At 47.3% G+C, this 20,141-nt stretch carries 18 protein-coding genes and 1 pseudogene; 8 read left to right on the forward strand and 11 right to left on the reverse strand.

Going from position 1 to position 20,141, the window contains the following annotated elements; all coding sequences use genetic code 11:
• Positions 1 to 33: 33 nt before the first annotated feature.
• Both G9G53_RS04875 and G9G53_RS04880 read right to left on the reverse strand, forming a co-directional pair.
• Entirely contained in the window at positions 34 to 2,205 is a 2,172-nt protein-coding gene (locus tag G9G53_RS04875) for an alpha-glucuronidase family glycosyl hydrolase (RefSeq protein WP_165145746.1), read from the reverse strand.
• 35 nt (positions 2,206 to 2,240) lie between these two features.
• Positions 2,241 to 4,439 (reverse strand): glycoside hydrolase family 52 protein, encoded by a 2,199-nt coding sequence (locus G9G53_RS04880; RefSeq protein WP_165145749.1) that lies wholly within the window; start codon positions 4,437 to 4,439, stop codon positions 2,241 to 2,243.
• 166 nt (positions 4,440 to 4,605) lie between these two features.
• Here G9G53_RS04880 and G9G53_RS04885 point away from each other — a divergent pair, with 166 nt between their 5' ends.
• Both G9G53_RS04885 and G9G53_RS04890 read left to right on the forward strand, forming a co-directional pair.
• Positions 4,606 to 5,550, forward strand: coding sequence for a helix-turn-helix domain-containing protein (locus tag G9G53_RS04885; protein WP_029518735.1), 945 nt, complete (start codon positions 4,606 to 4,608; stop codon positions 5,548 to 5,550).
• A 158-nt stretch (positions 5,551 to 5,708) separates the two neighbouring features.
• Positions 5,709 to 5,813 (forward strand): annotated as a pseudogene (locus G9G53_RS04890) (SDR family oxidoreductase); the annotation flags it as partial.
• A 138-nt stretch (positions 5,814 to 5,951) separates the two neighbouring features.
• On the opposite strand, the gene G9G53_RS04895 reads toward G9G53_RS04890, so the two are convergent.
• Positions 5,952 to 7,139 (reverse strand): MFS transporter, encoded by a 1,188-nt coding sequence (locus G9G53_RS04895; RefSeq protein WP_425312618.1) that lies wholly within the window; start codon positions 7,137 to 7,139, stop codon positions 5,952 to 5,954.
• Positions 7,140 to 7,286: 147 nt separating this feature from the next.
• On the opposite strand from G9G53_RS04895, the gene G9G53_RS04900 reads away from it, so the two are divergent.
• Positions 7,287 to 7,730, forward strand: a complete 444-nt coding sequence (locus tag G9G53_RS04900) for an Lrp/AsnC family transcriptional regulator (protein ID WP_029518733.1) — start codon at positions 7,287 to 7,289, stop codon at positions 7,728 to 7,730.
• Here the strand turns inward: G9G53_RS04900 and G9G53_RS04905 are convergent.
• Positions 7,716 to 8,897 (reverse strand): serine hydrolase domain-containing protein, encoded by a 1,182-nt coding sequence (locus tag G9G53_RS04905; RefSeq protein ID WP_165145752.1) that lies wholly within the window; start codon positions 8,895 to 8,897, stop codon positions 7,716 to 7,718. The two genes, G9G53_RS04900 and G9G53_RS04905, sit on opposite strands and share 15 nt — an antisense overlap.
• 311 nt (positions 8,898 to 9,208) lie before the next feature.
• On the opposite strand from G9G53_RS04905, the gene G9G53_RS04910 reads away from it, so the two are divergent.
• Entirely contained in the window at positions 9,209 to 9,403 is a 195-nt protein-coding gene (locus G9G53_RS04910; protein WP_238437815.1) for a hypothetical protein, read from the forward strand.
• Positions 9,404 to 9,784: 381 nt separating this feature from the next.
• On the opposite strand, the gene G9G53_RS04915 is transcribed toward G9G53_RS04910, so the two are convergent.
• From G9G53_RS04915 to G9G53_RS04940, 6 genes are all read right to left on the reverse strand, one after another.
• Positions 9,785 to 10,672, reverse strand: a complete 888-nt coding sequence (locus tag G9G53_RS04915; RefSeq protein WP_165145755.1) for a copper amine oxidase N-terminal domain-containing protein — start codon at positions 10,670 to 10,672, stop codon at positions 9,785 to 9,787.
• Between the two features lie 496 nt (positions 10,673 to 11,168).
• Positions 11,169 to 12,071: an AraC family transcriptional regulator gene (locus tag G9G53_RS04920; RefSeq protein WP_029518728.1), complete on the reverse strand. Its 903-nt coding sequence runs from the start codon at positions 12,069 to 12,071 to the stop codon at positions 11,169 to 11,171.
• Positions 12,072 to 12,160: 89 nt separating this feature from the next.
• Positions 12,161 to 12,457: a hypothetical protein gene (locus G9G53_RS04925; protein ID WP_029518727.1), complete on the reverse strand. Its 297-nt coding sequence runs from the start codon at positions 12,455 to 12,457 to the stop codon at positions 12,161 to 12,163.
• 240 nt (positions 12,458 to 12,697) lie between these two features.
• Complete coding sequence (locus G9G53_RS04930; RefSeq protein ID WP_029518726.1) at positions 12,698 to 13,045, reverse strand: KGG domain-containing protein; 348 nt, start codon at positions 13,043 to 13,045, stop codon at positions 12,698 to 12,700.
• A gap of 123 nt (positions 13,046 to 13,168) precedes the next feature.
• Positions 13,169 to 13,930, reverse strand: coding sequence for an ABC transporter permease (locus G9G53_RS04935; RefSeq protein WP_165145758.1), 762 nt, complete (start codon positions 13,928 to 13,930; stop codon positions 13,169 to 13,171).
• Positions 13,927 to 14,667 (reverse strand): ABC transporter ATP-binding protein, encoded by a 741-nt coding sequence (locus tag G9G53_RS04940; RefSeq protein ID WP_165145761.1) that lies wholly within the window; start codon positions 14,665 to 14,667, stop codon positions 13,927 to 13,929. Before G9G53_RS04940 ends, G9G53_RS04935 begins: the two co-directional genes overlap by 4 nt.
• Positions 14,668 to 14,909: 242 nt before the next feature.
• On the opposite strand from G9G53_RS04940, the gene G9G53_RS04945 reads away from it, so the two are divergent.
• The 4 genes from G9G53_RS04945 to G9G53_RS04960 all read left to right on the forward strand — a co-directional run bounded on the left by G9G53_RS04945 (position 14,910) and on the right by G9G53_RS04960 (position 19,254).
• Positions 14,910 to 15,509: a TetR/AcrR family transcriptional regulator gene (locus G9G53_RS04945; RefSeq protein WP_165145764.1), complete on the forward strand. Its 600-nt coding sequence runs from the start codon at positions 14,910 to 14,912 to the stop codon at positions 15,507 to 15,509.
• Between the two features lie 100 nt (positions 15,510 to 15,609).
• Positions 15,610 to 16,251 carry an SDR family oxidoreductase gene (locus G9G53_RS04950; RefSeq protein ID WP_165145767.1) on the forward strand — a complete coding sequence of 214 codons (642 nt, stop codon included), beginning with the start codon at positions 15,610 to 15,612 and terminating at the stop codon, positions 16,249 to 16,251.
• Between the two features lie 375 nt (positions 16,252 to 16,626).
• Entirely contained in the window at positions 16,627 to 17,337 is a 711-nt protein-coding gene (locus G9G53_RS04955; RefSeq protein WP_165145770.1) for an MBL fold metallo-hydrolase, read from the forward strand.
• Between the two features lie 99 nt (positions 17,338 to 17,436).
• A complete protein-coding gene (locus G9G53_RS04960) occupies positions 17,437 to 19,254 on the forward strand; it encodes a glycosyltransferase 87 family protein (protein ID WP_165145773.1) in 1,818 nt (605 codons plus the stop codon).
• Positions 19,255 to 19,386: 132 nt separating this feature from the next.
• On the opposite strand, the gene G9G53_RS04965 is transcribed toward G9G53_RS04960, so the two are convergent.
• The gene (locus G9G53_RS04965; protein WP_029518719.1) at positions 19,387 to 20,091 is read right to left on the reverse strand and encodes a Crp/Fnr family transcriptional regulator; all 705 of its coding nucleotides are present in this window, start codon (positions 20,089 to 20,091) and stop codon (positions 19,387 to 19,389) included.
• Between the last annotated feature and the right edge of the window lie 50 nt (positions 20,092 to 20,141).

The raw sequence follows: 20,141 nt of genomic DNA on the forward strand, positions 1-20,141 counted from the left end.
GTCTGTATGGAAAGTATTGCCGAGACAGCCTGCTTAATAAATAGAGCGATCCTTCTGGTCGGCAATGCCGCTTTTACGGTAGAAATACGTATTGATCCGATCCCGCCATTCTTTGGCATGCTCTGCCTGATGCTCCAGCCGCTCCAGCACCTGTTCATACATGGTATCATTCAGTTGCCCTCGTAGACTAACCCATGTGTCTCGAAGATGGGCCGCACGTTCTGCACCTTCAAAATGGGTATCATAAATGTGCTGTATGATAGTTTGGCCGGAATGGAGCAAGTGTGTATAAGGAACATGGTGAAAGAATAAGAGCAGCTCATCCGGACAGGTGTCCGTAGATTCATAGATATCGGCATGGGGAGCAAAATATTGTCCTGCATAGCCGGTCCCGGTTGCGGTCGTGCGATCTACTCCAATCCCTCGGCAATCAGCAAAATGGTAGGTTCCCCACTTGGAATATTCGTACCCGTCTACATCCGGCCCATAGTGGTGATCGGGACTGACCATCCAGCCGACCCCCAGAGGGGCGGTGTAGGATTCGTAGATATTCCATGAATCGAGCAGCATCTGTTTAATGGTAGAAATTAAATCTGTGTCGCCTTCGCTATTCCCTTGTCTGCCAAACGTCAGCCGAACCCACTCATCAGCGATTTCCTCCGCAGACAGCTCCGGGTCCCATGCCAGTCGACCATAGCCATAAAGATTGGACTGGGCGAGCAAATGTCCGGTCCAATTGGTGTCTGCACCAATATTGGATACAGCGGCTATTCCATAGTTGGTAGGTTTGGGAGAATGCAGGGCGCCACTCACAATACGCTTGATGGTGGAGCCTTTTCCTTGGGCGTAAGTATCAAAATCCAATACTTCCTTCCATTGCGGAACAAGGTAACATAGATGCTTCTGTTGGCCGGTGTACTCTTGCGCAATCTGAAATTCCAGTAGCACCTGAGTGGCTTCCAGCCCACCGAACAGGGGGGAGACAGGCTCCCGCACCTGAAAATCCATGGGACCATTTTTGATCTGTAAAATGACATTTTCCCGAAACAGCCCATCCAGTGGTTTAAAATGGTCAAAGGCTGCGCGAGCTCGATCCGTCTTGCGGTCGCGCCAGTCCTGCTTGCAATTGTAGACAAAGCAGCGCCAAATCACACGTCCGCCATAGGGCTGCAACGCATCTGCCAGCATATTGGCTCCATCGGCGTGATGGCGCCCGTAGCTGAACGGTCCGGGCCGATTTTCGGAATCGGCTTTGACCACAAAACCACCCAGATCAGGAACGGCGGCGTAAACTTCCTGGGCTTTGGTCTGCCACCATTCAGCTACAGCTGGTTCCAAGGGATCGGCTGTAGTTAACCTGCCGAGCTGAATAGGACTGGCATAGTTAATGCTCAAGTAGATCTGTATGCCATAGGCGCGGAATACCGCAGCTACTTTGGCCACATCCGGTAGGAATTTATCTGTAATCAGCTCGGTTTCTACCTGATGGACATTCACATTGTTAATGGATAGCGCTTGAATGCCTACAGAAGCGAGTAGACGGGCATAGTCTCGCAGGCGCTCCATATTTGCAGTAAAGGCATTATTGTCGTAGAAAATGGACCCACCCGCATACCCGCGTTCAATACTACCATCCATGTTATCCCAGTGGTTGATCATACGGATGGGATTAGCTGGATTAGACAATAGGTCTAGAAGGGGAGCGTGCAATGATTCCTCGGCGGCGGGTTTCAGTTTGCCGTCTAATCCTCCTTGAAGGTAGCGCAGCAGATGAAAGACTCCATACAATACGCCTTTGGAGGTCTGCCCCGCGACTATAACGTACGGTCCTTTGAACTCATCGTTACTGTGCAAAGCTGAATATGCCGGATCTGGCATCTCTAGCCCGCGAATTCGGTAGCCTTCCGCGCCCACTTCTGCCTGTTCCGTCGCACTGAATCGTTCTGCGACCAAAGGATGCGTTGGGAACGTACCCAGCGCAATGAATGGCGCATTTACAGGAACGGTGCTGATTTTCGGCTGCTGTCCAAACATGGAGGTCAATCCGTGCTGAAGCTCACTCGCAGCCGATTGAAGCACTTCATCTGTCTCATGGACCACGATGACCCTGCACCAAGCGGGCAGCTTTTGTACCTTACTATTGCGGCTGTAATGCAGCCAAGCCGCATAGCCGCTTTCTTTTGGCATATCCATAAGCTTGCTCATATTGGAGCCTCCTTTTGGGCAGGTGAAGATGATCCTCAGACATGCTGTTTCTGATCCTGACTCATATGCTCTGGGAGAGTCAGACGGTTGCCGTTGCCTTCATACAGCCACAAAATAGCGGTAACTCCGCGCGGATAATATTTACTGCCATGGGCAATGCCCGAGAGTATCTGATCGCTCCAGCACCAATAGGATTCTTCAGGGTGAAGAAGCCATGAGACGTGGGCAGCGTCTGCGGCCTGACCAGCTTCTTCCCAAGGCAGTTCCAGCAGCTCGCGGGCAATAAACTGTGACAGATAGATTTTGCTCAGCCAGGAGTTGTTACTGGTCGAGGACAGCTTCCAGCCTCCGTCTTCAAACAGACAAACTCCCGGTACCAGTACAGTTTCCAAATGGCGCCGCAGTGCTTGGATATATCCACCGAACCGTCCATCAGGCTTAAGCGCAGCCTCACATCCTGTAAAGTAAGGGAAGATCAGTCCCTCAATGGCAGGAATAATCTGCGAGTCATTACCTTCCTGAATAACTGCTGGAATATAGCCCTTGTCTGTCATATGTGCTGTGATCGCTGCTGCGCATTTGTCTGCCTGTAAGCCAGCCTCCTGTGAAAGGGAGTTAAGCCCTTTTGAGGCAAATATCTTTTCCAGAGCAACATATACAGCCCAGCATTTGCTGCCCAGATAGATGTTGTTGCGGGACTGACCCAGAGATACGTCCAGACTGTCGTAGGTCGTAATTTCCGCGCCTCCCCGGGTTCTAGAGCTGTCCAAGCCCATCAAGCCGTTTCGTTGTGCCGGGTCGGGGTGATCCCGTCGTAGCATGCTTTCGAAGCAGTCACACAAAACAGGTAGCATACGTGTCGTAAATGACTGATCCTGTGTCTGCTCGATATATACCGTGGCGCAGCAAAGCCAGTTCATCAGTTCCTCGTGGCTCATGTAAGAGAAGCAGTCGTCAATCCCTGCCAGCTCATAACAGGAGTATCCCTGCCGGGAGAACACGTTGGCTACGCCCATATCATGGGTAAACGTGATACCACCGGGATAGGTCTGTTCCTCTCCCGGAAAGCGTACCTCATCCCGATAGCTGTACCTTTGGACAAACCACTCCAGCTCGTTGCGTACCGTCCATGGATTCAAAATCAATTCATAATAAAGCTGATCCGCCGTCAGATCGAGGGTATTCATCATCCGATACTCGCCTTCGTTCACAATCCAGATCGGTTCTCCGTCCGCTTGGTGACTCAGCAGTTGAGTACTGCCGTAGTAGCTGTGGATCGCCTGAGCGAGCATAAATTTCTGGTCCGGGCTCAGGTCTGCCGACTCCATCCAGCGATTAGCCTGAACACAGGCTGCAGTCAGGTCTGTAAAATGCTTCAACGCATAGTTTCCCACGTCCTCAATATCCTTGAACAGCTGGGTATAGTAATACGACGCTTCGATGCCTGTTGTCACAATGCCGCCGCGATAGAAGCATATGGCGAAGGCATATGTGCGCTTCTCACCTGCGGGAACGTCCATCAGGAGCGCACCCGTCGTGCCCAGGCCAAAGGATAAATTCTCGGCCATGGTCTCCCCAAGCAGCTTCTCCATTGCAAATCCGCTGGCAGGTACTGCTTCGCTGCTGTTGGTCACAATGGCTGTACTGCGCCCTTGGCCGATGCCTGTGAGTCTTTCCTCCAATGGGGTAGAATCCGTAGTGTCCCTGCGCGGATCTTCTCCTATAATGCGTATGCCGCTATACGGATCACTGCCCTGATAGCCGAAAAAAGCTCTTCGCGCTGCAGTCCCCTGCGTGTTATCGACGGTTAGCTCGGCGAATACCGCCGGAACCAACGCTGCTCGCAGTTCATCCATACCTGCAATTCCCGGCTCGGGTACCGGGCGAACAGGAGAGTACAGCCGGAACGTCAAATCGCCGGCCTGCCATGTATCCGTTCCTACTTTTAGCTCACGGGTAATGTCGGAATCAGCAAAGGCCATAAGCTGCGGTTCCGTTCGTTTACCCTTTTTCTCCACGTCGTAGCGGGCACTTTCATCCTGTGTGGATGCAAAGAAGGGAAGCGCCTCGTATGATTCGCCATCTCTGGATTGCAGCCCGATATATACATTTTCGTCGGCAGGCTTGCCCAGCTCCAAACCAAGTCCGCCGCGATTACCCTTAAACCCAAGTGTAAAGCTGGAAAAAGAACCGATAGGTGCATGCTGTGTGTTATAAAATATATTTTTCGACATATAATGAAACCCCTTTCATGATAAAGTTCAACTTTGATTAACTTCACTTAGAGCCTAGCATGTCATGTGGCGGGGAACCATTGTCAAATCGCTCAACTATTTATCCAAATCGCGCTGAAAGCGATATACTGGGGTATATCCATGTAAGTAAGCCAGGAGGGAAAACATGTCGTCACCACGTTTACCGAAGCGTCCCCATCATCCGGACCTTACAGCTGCCGGAGAGGAATTCTTTTTTCCCGATGTGCGGACCACAGTCAATCTGTTTGCCATTCATACACGAAGTGTGGGAAGAGACTGGAGCTATCCGCCACACGAGCATCCTCAATATGAAATTAACATCGTGCTTGCGGGAGAACAGATCATGGTTGTGGATGGTCGTAGCTATACCCAGCGACAGGGTGATCTGGTGCTGCTGCGTCCGGGGATTGTTCACTCCAGTCATAGTAACGGAGAGGGATTTACGTATTTTTGTATGCATTTCGACATTGATGATAAGCTGTTTCTCTCGCTGCTGAGTCGTCTGGAGCAGGTGCTGTTTCCAGCTGAAGGCACAGTGGCAGGGCAGATGGGACCAGCGCTGGGCAAGTTGCTCGATCTTTCAACGCCGGAAGACATAGGAATTGGTAGTGATTCGGTGGCAAAGCGAATGCGGATTCAATCTGCTGTGTTTGAACTGTTCGCAACGTTGTGGGAGGCTGTATCCAGCGAAGCCGCTCATCTGCCAGGGCGTGGATATGTGCAGGCAGAGCTTGCCCATCAGATTGCCAGTCGTCTTCAGGGCAGAGTGAATCAGCCCTATGGGCAGGCTGGCTCGGTGGAAAAACAGGATGGGATCGAGGGGATTTCCTCCGAGTTAGGTATTAGCGTATCCCATTGTAATCGTGTATTCCGTAGTGTTTTCGGCGTTTCCCCCCGTGTATATCTATCCGGGCTTGTGCTGCATGAGGCCAAGTTGCTGTTGGCTGATCCGCAATGGTCGGTGCAACAAATTGCCGATATGCTCGGCTATGGGGATATTGCGCATTTTAGCAGACAGTTCAAGCGCTGGTCGGGCCAGTCGCCGACATCCTATCGCAAAAGCTCAGTGCAGGGAAGCCCATCTGAATAAAAATAAGTATTCCTTTAAAATAGTTATTATATAATCCCTATAGGGTAGCTGAGAATAATACGAATTTACATAATCAACGTGCTTAATAATCAAATAGAGGAAGAGGTTTAGGCGTTTTTTGAAAAAGTCGGAGCATTCGGCCATCTGTTTACACCGGGGTGGGGTATAATGAGGAAATTGCACATACTGTGTTGTATCTGATGGCGAACAAGCTTACCACCGGAAGCGTGCTGTTCCCGGATGGTGGTTATACGTTGATTTAATTCGCAACGAAGTGCATGTTTCATTCTAATCCAATCCGACAGGCAGGAATAAATCATTAAACAAAAACCGGTTCAACACCATACAAAGTGTTGACCGGTTTTTTTTTATGATAACAGGCTTGGCCCTCTTGCAACTCTTTAGTTTTGCACATCTAACCTTTTATATTTTCGAAAAATACGTGGGTAAATTACTTTAGTCCCGATACATACCATCGCCAGCATGGCGAACAGCAAACCGCTCCACAGCGTCCCCTGGATACCGGCTCTGGCAATAAACCATCCCCCTGCCAGCGAGCCCAGCGAAACCCCTAGGTTAATAAACGAGATGTAAAGACTGTTGGCAAACGCGGGAGCTTCTTTGGCCTCATCAATCACCCAAATCTGGGCGACAATCAGTCCGCTGGTATGAACGGCCCCCCACACAATAATGATGAAGAGCGTAGGGATAAATGAAGAACTGATCCCGTACAGCAGCAAATAGGTGCCCCCCAAGACTACTGGATGAAAAAGAGCGGTGCGTACCTTATGCAAGCCCATGAGCTTGCCAGCCAATAGATTGCCGAGCATTCCGCCGATGCCGAAAATAATAAGCAGAAAACTGATAAGATTGCTGCTCATCCCTGTGTTTTGTCCCAAATATTCGGCAGAATAGCTATACACCGAGAACATGGCTGCAAAAATAAAAGTAGCTGCCCCGATATTGAGCCACAGTGGTATTTTACGCAAAATGCCAAGCTGCTTCCGATAGGAGAACATTTCGGCTTGTGGTGTATCCGGCAGCATGAATAAAATACCAATCCCTGCAATCCCATTCGCTACCGCAGTAAACCAGAAGGAGGCCTCGTATGAAATTTGATTGGCGATATAGGCCGTAATTGGAATACCTAGTACCATTCCCATGCTCGTGCCGAGAAAGGCTTTGGCGGAAGCTTGCGTTGCCTTTTCCGGGGGGTACAACGCAGTAGCGGCGACAAAGGCAAGCGAGAAGTACACCGGGTGAAACAGAGCCGGAATGATACGTAAAATCACTAGTAGATAAAAGTTGGATGTATAGGCTGACAGCAAGCTTGTTATGGCAAAAACAAACAACGATATTGTCATGATTCGCTTGCGGTTAAACCTGGACATCAATAGCACCATGAAGGGACCGAACAGCGCGATGATCAATGCAAATGAACTGACAAGAAACCCGGCCTGAGCTGCCGTAATATGAAAACGTTCAATGATGACCGGCAAAATGCCAACCACACCGAACTCAATCGTGTATACACCAAATAGGCCAAGTGCGATGAAAAGCAGAGGCTTACTATATTTCATTAGTTTCATTCCCTCTCCATGTCCTCCTACTTTACGTCCTTGATTTTGCATGCTAATATTTCATTAAATCATAAAATAATAAGTCAATACTCGAAATAACACACAATAATAATTGTATTTTTACAATATTGCCTTGAACTTAAGGAGATGGATTTGATGGACCAAGTGGATCATAAAATTTTGTTGTGTCTACAAAACCAGGCGCGTATCTCCATGACCGAGCTGGGTAAGGAGGTTGGACTTTCCCAGCCTGCCGTAACGGAAAGAGTACGGCGCATGGAGGATAAAGGTATTATCACCGGATATCGTGCCACAGTTTCACATGAGAAAGTTGGAAAACCGATCATGGCTCACGTGCTCGTGCACACGAATCAATGCAATTCATTTGTTGAGTTTTGCCAATCTGCACCTGAAGTCATTGAGTGCCATAGAATCAGCGGCGAGCAAAATTACTTACTGAAAGTCATGGTTGAGTCTATGCTCAAGCTGGAGCAGTTCGGGGATGAGTGTGGAAAGCATGGGCACTCTACCACGTTAATTGTCCTGTCCTCGCCTGTAGACCATAAACATGTAACCCCTACTTTATTAGACCCTATTTGAGCTACCGTAAATGGCTTGGCAAAGCTCGGTTGTAAACGGACCTGACATCCCTTCAAATGCTGTATTGGTAAAGGCGACCACACTGAGTCTTAGTGCGGGATCAACGAACCACGAATGACCATAAGCTCCTCCGAGACGCCACGTTCCGGGTGATTCTGCTGTTCCGCTTTCATCGGGATCTTGGAGTACGGTGAATCCTAATCCAAAACCCCGCCCCGGCCAGCCTGCCAAGGGAAGGCTCCCGGTCTGGATGGTGCCCATTTCGCGGACCCATTCCTCTGAAAGTAACGGATTGCCGCCGTTTCGCAGTGTTTCCAGCAGTCGCATGAAATCTTTTGCGCTGCCAATCATACCCGAGCCACCAGAGTGGAAAGCCGTGGGATCAAAGGCTCGTGCAGGCTGAAAACGAAGTCCTGCGGTGCCTTCAAAAACCTGCGCAACCTCAAGCTCACGCATTCGCCGGGGTTCTGATATATCGTTGACATAAGGAGCCGCAAGCCGTCCGGCATCCGCGACCGCGAAACTGGTGTCGTGCATACCGAGAGGTTCGGTAACGAGCTTTTTAACAGCTGCATCAAGGGTTGTGCCACATACACGGCTAATGATAGCGCCGAGCACATCAGTGGCAATTGAATATCCCCATGCTTTACCCGGTGTATATAACAGAGGCACAGAAGCCAAACGTTGCAAGTTCTCCTCCAGCGTAAGATTTGAAAAATCCATGCCATCTGATACGCCTGCACGATGATAGGGACCCCCGCCTTCTTCCTCTAAAAAGCCATAGGTCAACCCGGCAGTATGTGTCAGCAATTGGCGTACTGTAATGGGGGGCTGCTCACCGCTGATTAATCGGGGGCGAAAATCGGGCAACCAGCGTTCAATAGATTCATCGAGCTTAATCAATCCTTGGGCTGCCAAAACCAAAGCCGCAGTAGATACAATCGGTTTGGATACAGAAGAAAGCCGAAATAAAGCATCCTCTTGCATAGGACGTTGTTCTTCTCGATCAGCCAGCCCTGCCGCTCGGACATACACGGGTGAACCATCCATATATATCATGACGACTGTGCCGATCAGACGCTTTTCGGCAAGGGTTTGATCTATAACTGCATTTACACGTCCGTCCAGACCAGCTTGTATCGCAAAAACTCTATTTTCCAAACTCATAAATATCTCATCCTCTCTATGATCCAGCGGTTACCGCTTGATGGAACTTAGTTTACAGGATGGGAAGACGACATTACATAAGGTAACAAAGGTATTCAGTGAGAATTTACGTTAAAATAAAATTATATTGAAGAGATGGCCTTAGATTTAAATGAATGGGGTTTTACAAGAAGTTATGCTGCGTTTTATAGCATCTTTTTAAGTTGAGATACGTTGAAAATAGGTGGTAAAATTTACAACAAAGAGGGTTTTGTTTATTGAGGCTTGTATCGCGTAATAAGTTGGCTTGCTTGGTTGCCCTAGGAGGGGGTTTGACCGTAATTGTTACGGCTTTTGGAGGGGATAAGGAACCTTATAAACTTCCCGATAAGCCCAAAGAGACTGCTGTATCGACATTTTCAGAATATATGAACGCTTCAATGAGTCGCGATTACGATAAGATGCTTTCACTGTCTGATTATTATCGCTTTAAAACAGAACGGTCGAGTTTGAGCCTGACAAAGTAGACGACAATTTAGAAGATAATTTCAAGTGATTTTAATTTTTTGATTTTCTAATCAAACGGTCCAAAGCGTATCCAATGAGATACCAGAAAACTAGTGTAGTGAAGTAAACAATGGTTATGGGGATGTCTGCTTCTCGCACAAATCGAAATGATTCATACATCCAAACCAACGGGCTAACGATAGCCAATAGCATATTATAGTCGTCGTTCCCCGTAATATTTACAGTAATAACTAGACACGAGATTAGGACTAGCCAAAAACGAAAAGATTTCATTGCCTATACCTCCAAACCAATATTGTATCAATTTATTACCACGTACCAGCTTAGATTCTGGTCTTTATTAATGTAAGAGGAAAAGAACGCATGCAAAGTCAATTCGATCATTTTTGTTCATCAGGGATATCAAAAAAGAAATTTGTTGGATCAACTGTTTTTTGCCCTGGGTTTATCTCTTTCCCAGTATTGTCAATGAGATTGTAACTGATTTCTCCAACAGCGGCCATGAAATTAAAATGGGTTATTCGCCCTTGAATTGTAGGTTTCTGGCCGTCTTGTTCCACTAATTTATAAGGCAAAAAGGATAGACTACTGCTCTCCCTTTTGGTTGAGTCAAAACGTGCTGTCCATATTAATACACTACAATCGTTGCTGATTTTATAGTATGAAATAACATCCATCTCCTGAATAAAAAACGAATTTGATTTGCCTTCAGGAAAATAATAGTCTGTGTTCAGATTTTCATACCCTTTGGGTGTATATTCTTTTAAATTGCTAACTTTGGGAAGTTTGATTGCTGCTCCTCTGGATACATTAAGCTTATCCGAAGTATATTTGTTTTTTATTTCATTGTTTGCTTTCGCTACATAGGCCGTCTGAGATTTTGGATTCCAGGAGACATACGCATTGGATGAATCAGCAATGAATCGGAGAGGGACCATAATCCGTCCGTTTTTCAATGTAGTGACAACAGGCAAGGTTATATTTTTTGAACCAAGCGTTGCACTTTTCTGCCCAACTTTTAATAGTGTTTTTTCACCGTTACGATCTATTGTGACTGTCTTGGTGCTATTATTCCATGTGATGGATACACCAGGTAAACTTTGAACAGCATTTAATGGGACCATGGTAATCCCATGAGATTGGTAAGTTTCATCAGAGGATACAATTGAATTATTAACGATAATATGTGTCGAAGAAGCTTGTGCTGCTCCCGCACCTAAAGTAAGACCTAAAATAGATATGCAAGCTACTTTTGAGACAGAGCTCATATTCTATACCTCCACAATTTGAGTGACGCTGGATTCTTTCAGACTTTTCGATTTACGATATACTCCCGATATATGATTTGGATGGGATGTTGATGGTTGGATGAATCGTACCCGCAACCTAGGCAAGTTAATTAAAGAGTAGAGTAATGATCAAGTCGAACGAATTAAAGAACAGGATATTTTATCATGAGTGAGCCGTTTGCTACTATGTTTGTATTCGCAGGAAACAACGGAAGTGGTAAGGGAACAATGGGTTAACGTCGTTGATAGTTACTTGCAAAATAAAAATGCTGATCAAGAATAAACCGACAACTGTATGATTCAGTGAATCGGTTTATTCTGTATTTACATCGGATTGTGTCCACAATGTCAATTCGATGTGTATTGCACCTCAAAACGGAACCCGTCAGTAATAAACTGTTATTATTTTTCAACAGACTTTAGCAAGACGATGAACAGCATCCTGATCGTAGCGGCTTCTTCGGATTCTTTTTCTCTACACTTTTTTTACTGGACGTAACACTGCGTATCCGTATCCTTCTGGGAAATGCCGCTGATAATCTTGCTTTGTTTCCTCATCCCATTCATACCCCAGGCTGCTAGGGTCAAAGTTCCAAGCTTTCTCCTCCACCATTCTCATAACGTCTCCATTGTTTTTTAAATAATTGAAGGGTGGGTGGAAAAACACCAGGTAATCTGATTCGGGGATGTCCCGGCACCTCATTCCTGCGGGAATCTCTCCGGCGTAGTCAGCGGCAACCGGTATTCCATAGAGATATCCCTTCTGACCATCCTGATAGAACCAGCCCGCAGTTTGGCCCAATTGTTCGGGAAGCTTGAGATGAGACATGCTTTCCAATGTTCCGCAAATTTCATCACAATTGTGACCGTTTCTCCAGAAATCACCGTAGTTTCGAGAAGAGGTATCCCAGATTCCAATAAATTTGTGTGCTGGTATATGCTCGATTTTGACTTCAGCTTCTTGCAAATGATCCTTAACCATCTTATCCCGCTCCTTCAAATGGTAATGATAAGGAGAGAACACCTCAACGCGAATGGCTAACGGAATAGGTCGGGGCTCCTTCTGGTATACAGCCGGAGTTACCTCGAATGCTTTTACAAATGCCCGTGTAAAAGCCTCCTGTGAAGAAAACCCATACTTTATTGCAACATCGAGGATGCGGACATTGCCATCTCGGAGTTCTAGCGCGGCACGGCTAATCCGGCGCATCCACACATAATCCCTTAACGTTATTCCTGTAAGGGAATGAAACTGTTTTGTACAGTAGTAAGGGGAGTAGCCTAACTGATTGGACATTCTCAACAACGAAGGTGCTGAAGTAAGATTATTATCAATCCAATCGATCATAAGCTGAACCATTTCGTTCCATTCATACACGAGCGTTCCCTCCTTTCGACTCCATCTTAACAGCCGGAATGCAGGAATATTTGACTTGAGTTGCATGTGTTTTTTTCTCTTGTTCTGCTTTACTCCTCTACATAGCGGATATATGGGTGTTGAAAGTACCTTTGATCAGACACGAAATAATATTGTTTGCCTATAACCAGAGGAGGGATCGCGGACTTTGAGGAAATATATAATTCTTTATATCCACCTCCGTTAAAAGTATCTCTCTGTATGACCAAGTAATCATCTGTAGTTTTAACTAGCTTAGCGATTTCTGTCGAGTGATGACCTGAATAATAATAAATCCAGCTGAAAATTAGTGAAAAAAATATAATTTTTAAAATAGTTGCAGCCGTTTTATTTTTTGTAATCAACATTCGCACCAACCTCCCATAATCCATTCTTTCATTTGTAATAAAATATGTATGATTGGTTATTTATCCTGTTTATGTATATTGTAAGGTGTATGATCCGATGTTGAAAGTAACTTTTACACAAAAAGCCTATCTGCCATTCTTCCGGCAGATAGGCTTTTATAACATAAACGTCAACTTACTTTGTGTTTATACGCAGTCTGTGCCTCTTCATAGGATTGCACCGACGGCATAGCTTTATTGTCAATTATTTTTACGTTGGCGTGCGCGAGCCTCGCCGCCTTTGCGGCCTGCTTCTTCCCTACTCATTTTCCCGTCGCTATCACTTTGGTCTGAATTGCCACGGGCTTCGCCGCCCTTGCGTCCGATTTCCTGATAGAATTCCTTGTCATGGTTTTTGGAAGTGGCTTCGCCGCCTTTTTCACCAATTTCCTGGTAGAAGTCCTTGCCATGATTTTTGGAAGTGGCCTCGCCACCTTTTTCGCCAATCTCTTGGTAAAATTCTTTGTCGTGATTTTTAGCAGTAGCTTCTCCACCTAGACGTCCTGCTTCTTCGCGACTCATTTTGCCATTTTGGTTGTTGTTAGCCATGTTCAATCACTCCTCATCGAATTTTAGTAAAGCGGGTACGTGTATCTATTAACCTTTGTGTCAGGAATTAAACATGTCCCTTTTATTTTTCCAAATAGCAGATAACTGGGGATATTCACCTGATTAGTGTTCCCATGCTTCGGTGTGCAGTTGTTGCTGGCGGTTAAATAATGCCGGATAAATGAACAGGCTGAGCAGCACGCTGGTCAAAATAGCAGAGGTCATGGTGGTAAATACGATGAGCAATTGCAAACGCACAGCGGCAATCGGATTGGCACCTGCGATGATTTGTCCGGTCATCATGCCGGGAAGCTGGACAAGCCCCAGTGTTTTCTGCCCCTCAATGGTTGGAATCATACTGGAACGTATGCAATCCTTGAGTATAGGGAAGATGGCTTGTCTAGGCGTGCCGCCTAGTGCCAGAATGAGCATGATTTCAGGCTTGCGCAGCAGGACTTCCGACTTGAGCCGGGATACCAGCAGACTGGACAAAATCATGGAGCTGCCAATGATCATACCGCTAATCGGAATCATATATCGGGCTGTCGCCGGAATAATATGCAGGCCAATGAGGAATGTCTGTGTAACGATTTCCACACACAGCAACGTCAGGAATGACTTCCACATGAGACCGGGGATAAATCGTCCTTTGCGCGCAACATTTTGTGAGGCTACGGTAATCATGAGCAGAATGAATAATACGATAAATCCGTAGCTTTGCATCCCAAAAATCAAATGCAATACATATCCAATCGCCAGCAGTTGAACGGACGCTCTGATCGTGGCGATGATCATGTCTCGGTCCAGACCGAGTTTGAAGGATTTGGACATGACAATGGCGATAAATACAAAACCGAGAGAGAGAATCAAGGCAACAATCGTCATACCCATTCTCCTGCTACAAACTTGCGGGTCTCACTATGCTGCGGAGCATTAAAAAACGTTTCCGTATCCGCTTGTTCTATCAGTCTTCCGTCGATCATCAGCCATGTTTCGTGGCCTATCCGGCGGGCTTGTTCCATATGATGCGTAATCCAGATCATCGTTGTTCCCTCTTCTTTGTTCATTTGTAGCAGCAGTTCCTCAACCTCTTTGACCGAGGCAGGGTCCAGTGCAGAAGTAATCTCATCCAGCAGTAAAATATCCGGGCGGTTCGCAAGCGTCCGCGCCAAGGCCAAGCGTTGTCTTTGTCCGCCAGACAGTTCCTGCGCCTTCTGTTCCAACAGGTCGCGGGTGAGCCCTACGCGTTCCAACAGGCTGGCAGGATCATCCAGCACTGTACCGTGCAGCCGTTCTACGGTTTGGAGATTGTACAGGACAGTTCCCTGAAGCATGGGGGCATCCTGAAAAACCAATGCGACTTTCCGTCTCAGTTCAGGGATCTCCCACTCCGATATAGGTTTGCCGAGGACACGGATTTCCCCTTCATCCGGTGTCATTAGGAGGTTACACAGTGAAAGCAACGTGCTTTTACCAGACCCCGATGGACCGACCAACGTGGTGATTTTGCCGGGGGAAACTTTTGCGGTAATCCCGTTCAGAACCGCACGTTGTTGTCCAGACCCGGTGAAATATTTGATGATGTGGTTAAATTCAATAGCTGGAAGTGGTTTGGGTTCCATAGATATAGCTAGCTCCTTTGTAGGGGATCGAGAAAGGTATCAGATCCGTTCTATGATCTTATTTTTTATTATATCAGTAATGACTGCTATGCTCTTCTGTAAAGATTCGATGCAGGTTGGCTGCGGTAAACGGCATTTTCTTTGTATAAACTAACAGGATTAGTTAAAATAGAATCTGGATCGATTCTGTATATGTATAAGGAACCGAATTACATAGAAATTCGATGAAAGGAGGCTGGATGATGTCGCCTAGAAACGGAGTAAAGCTGCAAGATATTCTGCGGGCTGCCGAGGACATTGCCAATGAACAAGGGATGGGGGATGTCACGCTCACCACGCTGGCGCAAAAGTTGCACATTCGCCCTCCGTCCTTGTATAACCACGTGGACGGATTGAACGGACTGCGCCAAGTACTGGCATTGCACAGTCTCGAACAGTTGGAGGAAGCTTTGATGAGCGCAGCAGTTGGTAGAGCGGGCGCAGATGCGCTAACCGCTATGGGGAAGGCGTATATGCGGTATGCTCGCGAGCGACCCGGTTTGTATGAAGCGATGCAGTATGCAACTGATCGAAATGATACCGAAATGAGGCAGGCTGCGGATCGCGTGGCCGAGCTGGTCATTACCGTCCTGTCCAGTGGTTATGGCTTTAAGGAAGAAGATTGCATTCATGCAGCGAGGGGATTCCGTAGCCTGCTTCATGGATTTGCCTCGCTTGAACAAAAGGGCGGGTTTGGTTTGCCTGTGGAGGTGGATCGGAGCATAGAGGTGATGATGGCTACCTTTTTGGCAGGTCTACGTGTGCAGCAAGAACGAGATGGTGAGCTGACCAAAGAAGTCTGATTTCAACCTGATGCAGCTAACATGATTGCGTCGCAGACCCGAAGGGTAAAATACATCTGTATAATGTAGATGAGAGACTCTGAATACAGGGGGGATATGAGTGAACGTACTGGTGATTGGCGCAAATGGAAAAGTAGGCAGACATCTTGTTCGTCTACTGGGGCAAAATAAATCGCATCGTGTAAAGGCGTTGATCCGCCATTCGGATCAGGCTGAAGCGCTTGAACGTTTGGGAGCAGAAACGGTGGTAGCTGACCTCGAAGGGACGGTTGGTGAAATTGCCGAAGCTATAAAAGGTAGCGATGCTATCGTATTCACGGCAGGCTCCGGTGGAAAAACAGGAGCGGATAAAACGCTGCTCATCGACCTGGATGGAGCCGTCAAGGCGATGGAAGCCGCCGAACAAGCAGGTATCCAACGCTTCGTTATGGTCAGCGCCCTACATGCGGAGAAACGGGAGCAGTGGCCCGAATCCATTAAACCGTATTATGTGGCGAAGCATTATGCAGACCGCCTGTTGGAAGCGAGCAACCTAGACTACACGATTCTTCGTCCGGGTGGCCTGACGGATGATGTGGGCACCGGCAAAGTTGCTACCGGTGAGGATTTCACCAGCCACACCATTTCCCGTGAAGATGTGGCGGCAGTGGTCATAGCAGTGCTGGAGGAACAGCAGACGTATCATCGTTCAATTAATCTGGTGTCTGGCAGTACGCCTATTGCTGAGGCAATCCGGCTGTAATTACGGATGAAGTTGTTGGATCCATTTCTTTTGGGAATGTTTCTTCAAAGCTGTCTTTTTTCTCGTATAAGTTGTACCAAGTTTCTGCAATGATATCTGGATCTCCTGACATCTCGATATCACCATTCCCAAGACTGGGCAAAGGGAGCGTGCAGGAAGATTCGTATCTAAGACTAATTTTTGCTTTGAGAGGCATCCACGGAGGCAGAGTTCCGGGGATGCTTTTTTGCTGTTTTTCTCAGTGTGATCGTCCCCGTAGTAGTCCCAAGCTCCAACTCCGGCTGAATAGCAGCAAAAACAGTTGCTTAAAACTAATTATATTAATTATAATACTAATATAATTAGTTTGTGATGAAGACAAGGAGATGAGCTGAAATGCGTATTGTTCAGGTACAGCATCTGTATCAATTGACGTTTATGCCCCGGCTGTTCCCGGTGAACTGTTATTTGGTGGAGGAGAAAGAGGGGCTCACCTTAGTAGATGCCGGATTGCCATACAGTACCCGTGGTATAGAGCAGGCTGCGGCGCGGATCGGGCAGCCGATTATTCGAATTGTACTTACCCATGCCCATGGGGATCATGTGGGTGCGTTGGATAAGCTGAAGGCAAGGTATCCTGACGCGCAAGTATTCATTTCAAGGCGTGACGCACCGCTGCTACAGGGCGATGTATCGTTGGAGGCAGGGGAACCGGATACTCTAATTCGGGGCGATGTACCGAAGCATATCCTTACCCAGCCTGACGTTTTACTGGAGGATGGGGATCATGTAGGTTCGCTGTTGGCGATCAGCGCACCAGGACATACGCCGGGTTCGATGGCATTTTTGGATACTCGTACCCGAGCGTTAATTGCAGGCGACGCCATTCAGACCCGAGGAGGTATAGCGGTATCGGGAAGGCTTAAACCGCTGTTTCCTTTTCCGGCACTGGCTACCTGGAACAAGGAAATTTCGCTGAAAAGCGCCAAAAAGCTGGCGAGTTTCGATCCATCTTTATTAGCTGTCGGTCACGGCAACATGCTGAAGCATCCACAATCTCAGCTGGAAAGGGCGATTATGGAGATGGAACGACAATCTTCAGTGTGATGATTCCGTATTCAGCCAACATTCAGCCAGAACTCACAAAGTCCTAAGCTAAGGCAGATACAATATGGGAAAATAGAAACAGAGAGAGGTGCATCGGATTTGAACGTTTGGAAAGCGAACGGTCTGAAATATATACTTCTATTTAGTCTCATATTGTGTGCTGTCGCTAGTGTCGTTTCGTTATGGGGTTATTCAGGTAGCTCCGCGTCCCAGTCTGCGGCCGTTAGGCAGGGCCCATCCGGCGGGTTCGGGGGAGGAGGCGGACCTGGCGGAGGTATGAGGGAGCCGGATTCAGCGAACAGATCTGACAGCAAGAACCAGGGAACGACAGGCCAAGCTACCGACTCCGACTCATCCACTGAGGGGACATCGACATCGGGTGACCAAGGTACAACGGCTGGAACGGATACGTCTGCATCGAACAGCAGTGGTGCCGCCAGAGACGGACAGCACAGAGGCCTCGGAGGCATGTCTGGTAACGGATCTGGAACGGGCATGGGCGGTCCTGGCGGTGGTATGGGCGGTGGAAGAAGTGGGAGTTCCTCATCTGCTTATGCGACTCCGCTGGCGATTTTCGCCGCTTTGTTCTTCGGTGCGTTCGTGTTTATCGCGTACCGGTTTCGGGCTCGTGTATGGAAGCTCGGGGAACGTAATCGAGGACTGATGCTGTGGACTGTGCTGGGTGTGGGTTTCTTTTTAAGAATGGCGATCGCCCCATGGATCTCGGGTCACATGGATTTAATGCTATTCCAGAACTGGGCTACGACAGCAGCGGATAGCTTATCGGGCTTTTACACGAACGGATCAAGTGATTATCCTCCGTTCTATATTTATATTTTATATGTGATCGGTCAAATCGGCTCTACGGATGCTTTCAGTCCCTATATGTCCGTGCTGCTGCGGCTTCCCAATATATTAGCCGATATCGTGACAGCGTACATGCTGTACCGGTTGGCGAGCAAACGGGTCGGCTATGGAATAAGCCTTGGATTGATTATATTCTACGTGTTTAACCCAGCTGTATTTATCAATTCGACCTTCTGGGGGCAGGTAGATTCTTTCTTTACTATGCTGATTGTGGGCATGATTGTGCTGCTTGTGGAAAACCGGGTCGGCTGGTCGACCGTATTGTTTACGGTAGCGGTATTGATGAAGCCGCAGGGAATTATTTATGGGCCAGTTCTGTTCTTCGAGCTGCTGAGACAACGTAAAATACAGCCTTGGCTGTTGTCCATGGGCGGTGCTGTTGTGACGACCATTCTGGTCATATTGCCATTCTCGTGGGGGCAAGAGCCGTTATGGCTGCTTGACCTATACAAGGGAACGGTCGGCGAGTATCCGTATGCTTCGGTGAACGCGTATAATTTCTTTGCACTGATTGGTGGCAATTATACGCAGGACACTACAACGTTGTTCCTGTTCAGTTACCATACGTGGGGTATGATCTGCATTGTGTTGGTGACTCTATTTACGTGGTGGATGTATATCCGCAGTCGCAAACCACAATTTGCAGCGGCAGCTGCATTGGTACTCATTGCAGGTGTATTTACCTTCGCTTCCAGCATGCATGAACGGTACTTGTTCCCTGCGGCGGCGTTAGCTGTACTGGCGTATCTGTATTTGCGAGACCGCAGATTTTTATGGCTTGCAGGTGGATTCAGTCTTACGATTTTCCTGAATACCTTTGATATCTTCTATAGCTCCAATTCTCGGGATCAATACGGTATTATTTTGTGTGTGACATCATTGTTGAATGTGTTGTTGTTTGGGTATTTGGTCAAAGTAGTGTGGGATTGCTCCAAATCGACCACGATTGAGACTGCTCCTTCCACAGACAGAGTTTCGCCAGAAGTTCCCTCAGCGCGGCCTGCATGGGGAGCGTCTTCCCAAGGCGTGAACACGACAATTGATCGTTAGTGGAGTATAAAATACGGTAAAAAACCGCCTTTTAACGAAATGGAAGTGGTTGATAGATCAACTGCAATCCATAAGTTAAAGAAGCGGTTTTTTTGTTGTCCTCATGTTAGAGTAACATTGTATCTATGTGTCTCAATCCATATATTCGTTCAGTTTTTGTACATCGCAGATGGTAATCTCTCGTGTACCCTTGCTATGAATAATCCCCAGCTGTTCAAATTTTCCAAATTTACGGCTGATGGTTTCGCGGGTGACACCCACATAATTAGCCATTTCTTCGCGTGAAAGGGGGAGATTTATTTTAATATTGGAGCCATCCGGCTTGCCGTATTTATGTCCAAGCTCAAGAATCATATAGGCGATACGGATTTCCGGGTCTTTGGTAGCTAGGCTTTGAGCCAGATTCTCGGTATGTGCCAAGCGTTTAGTAATGGTTTTGAGCAGCTTCAAAGAGATATCGGGATTGTTGCGGATCAACTGCTCCATATCATCCTTGGTGAGCATACAAATATCAGTATCTTTTAAGGCATACGCACTAAAGTTACTCAGCTCATCGCTGTTAAATATGTTCAACTCGCCAAAAAAATCGCCAGTTGTTAGAATGTGCAGGATTTGCTCCTTACCCTGAGGCGTCATCTTCAGCAGCTTGACATGCCCGCTTTTAATAATGTACAGCGTATCGGATGCTTGTTCCTCGATAATTAGGGCCTCACCCTTCTGATATTTTCGGTGTCGGATCATGGAGCTGACCTTACACAAATCTTCGCAGGACAAAGAGGAAAAGATAGGTACTTTGCGGGCACAGGGCTCCTTTTCGCACTGGCAGGGGCAGGACATCTCATTCACATTCATTCACTCCATTCATAAACCGGAAACTACAGGTTATA

Origin of the sequence: Paenibacillus sp. EKM206P (assembly GCF_011066155.1) — a bacterium.
In the GTDB taxonomy this organism is placed as follows: Bacteria; Bacillota; Bacilli; order Paenibacillales; family Paenibacillaceae; genus Paenibacillus; species Paenibacillus polymyxa_D.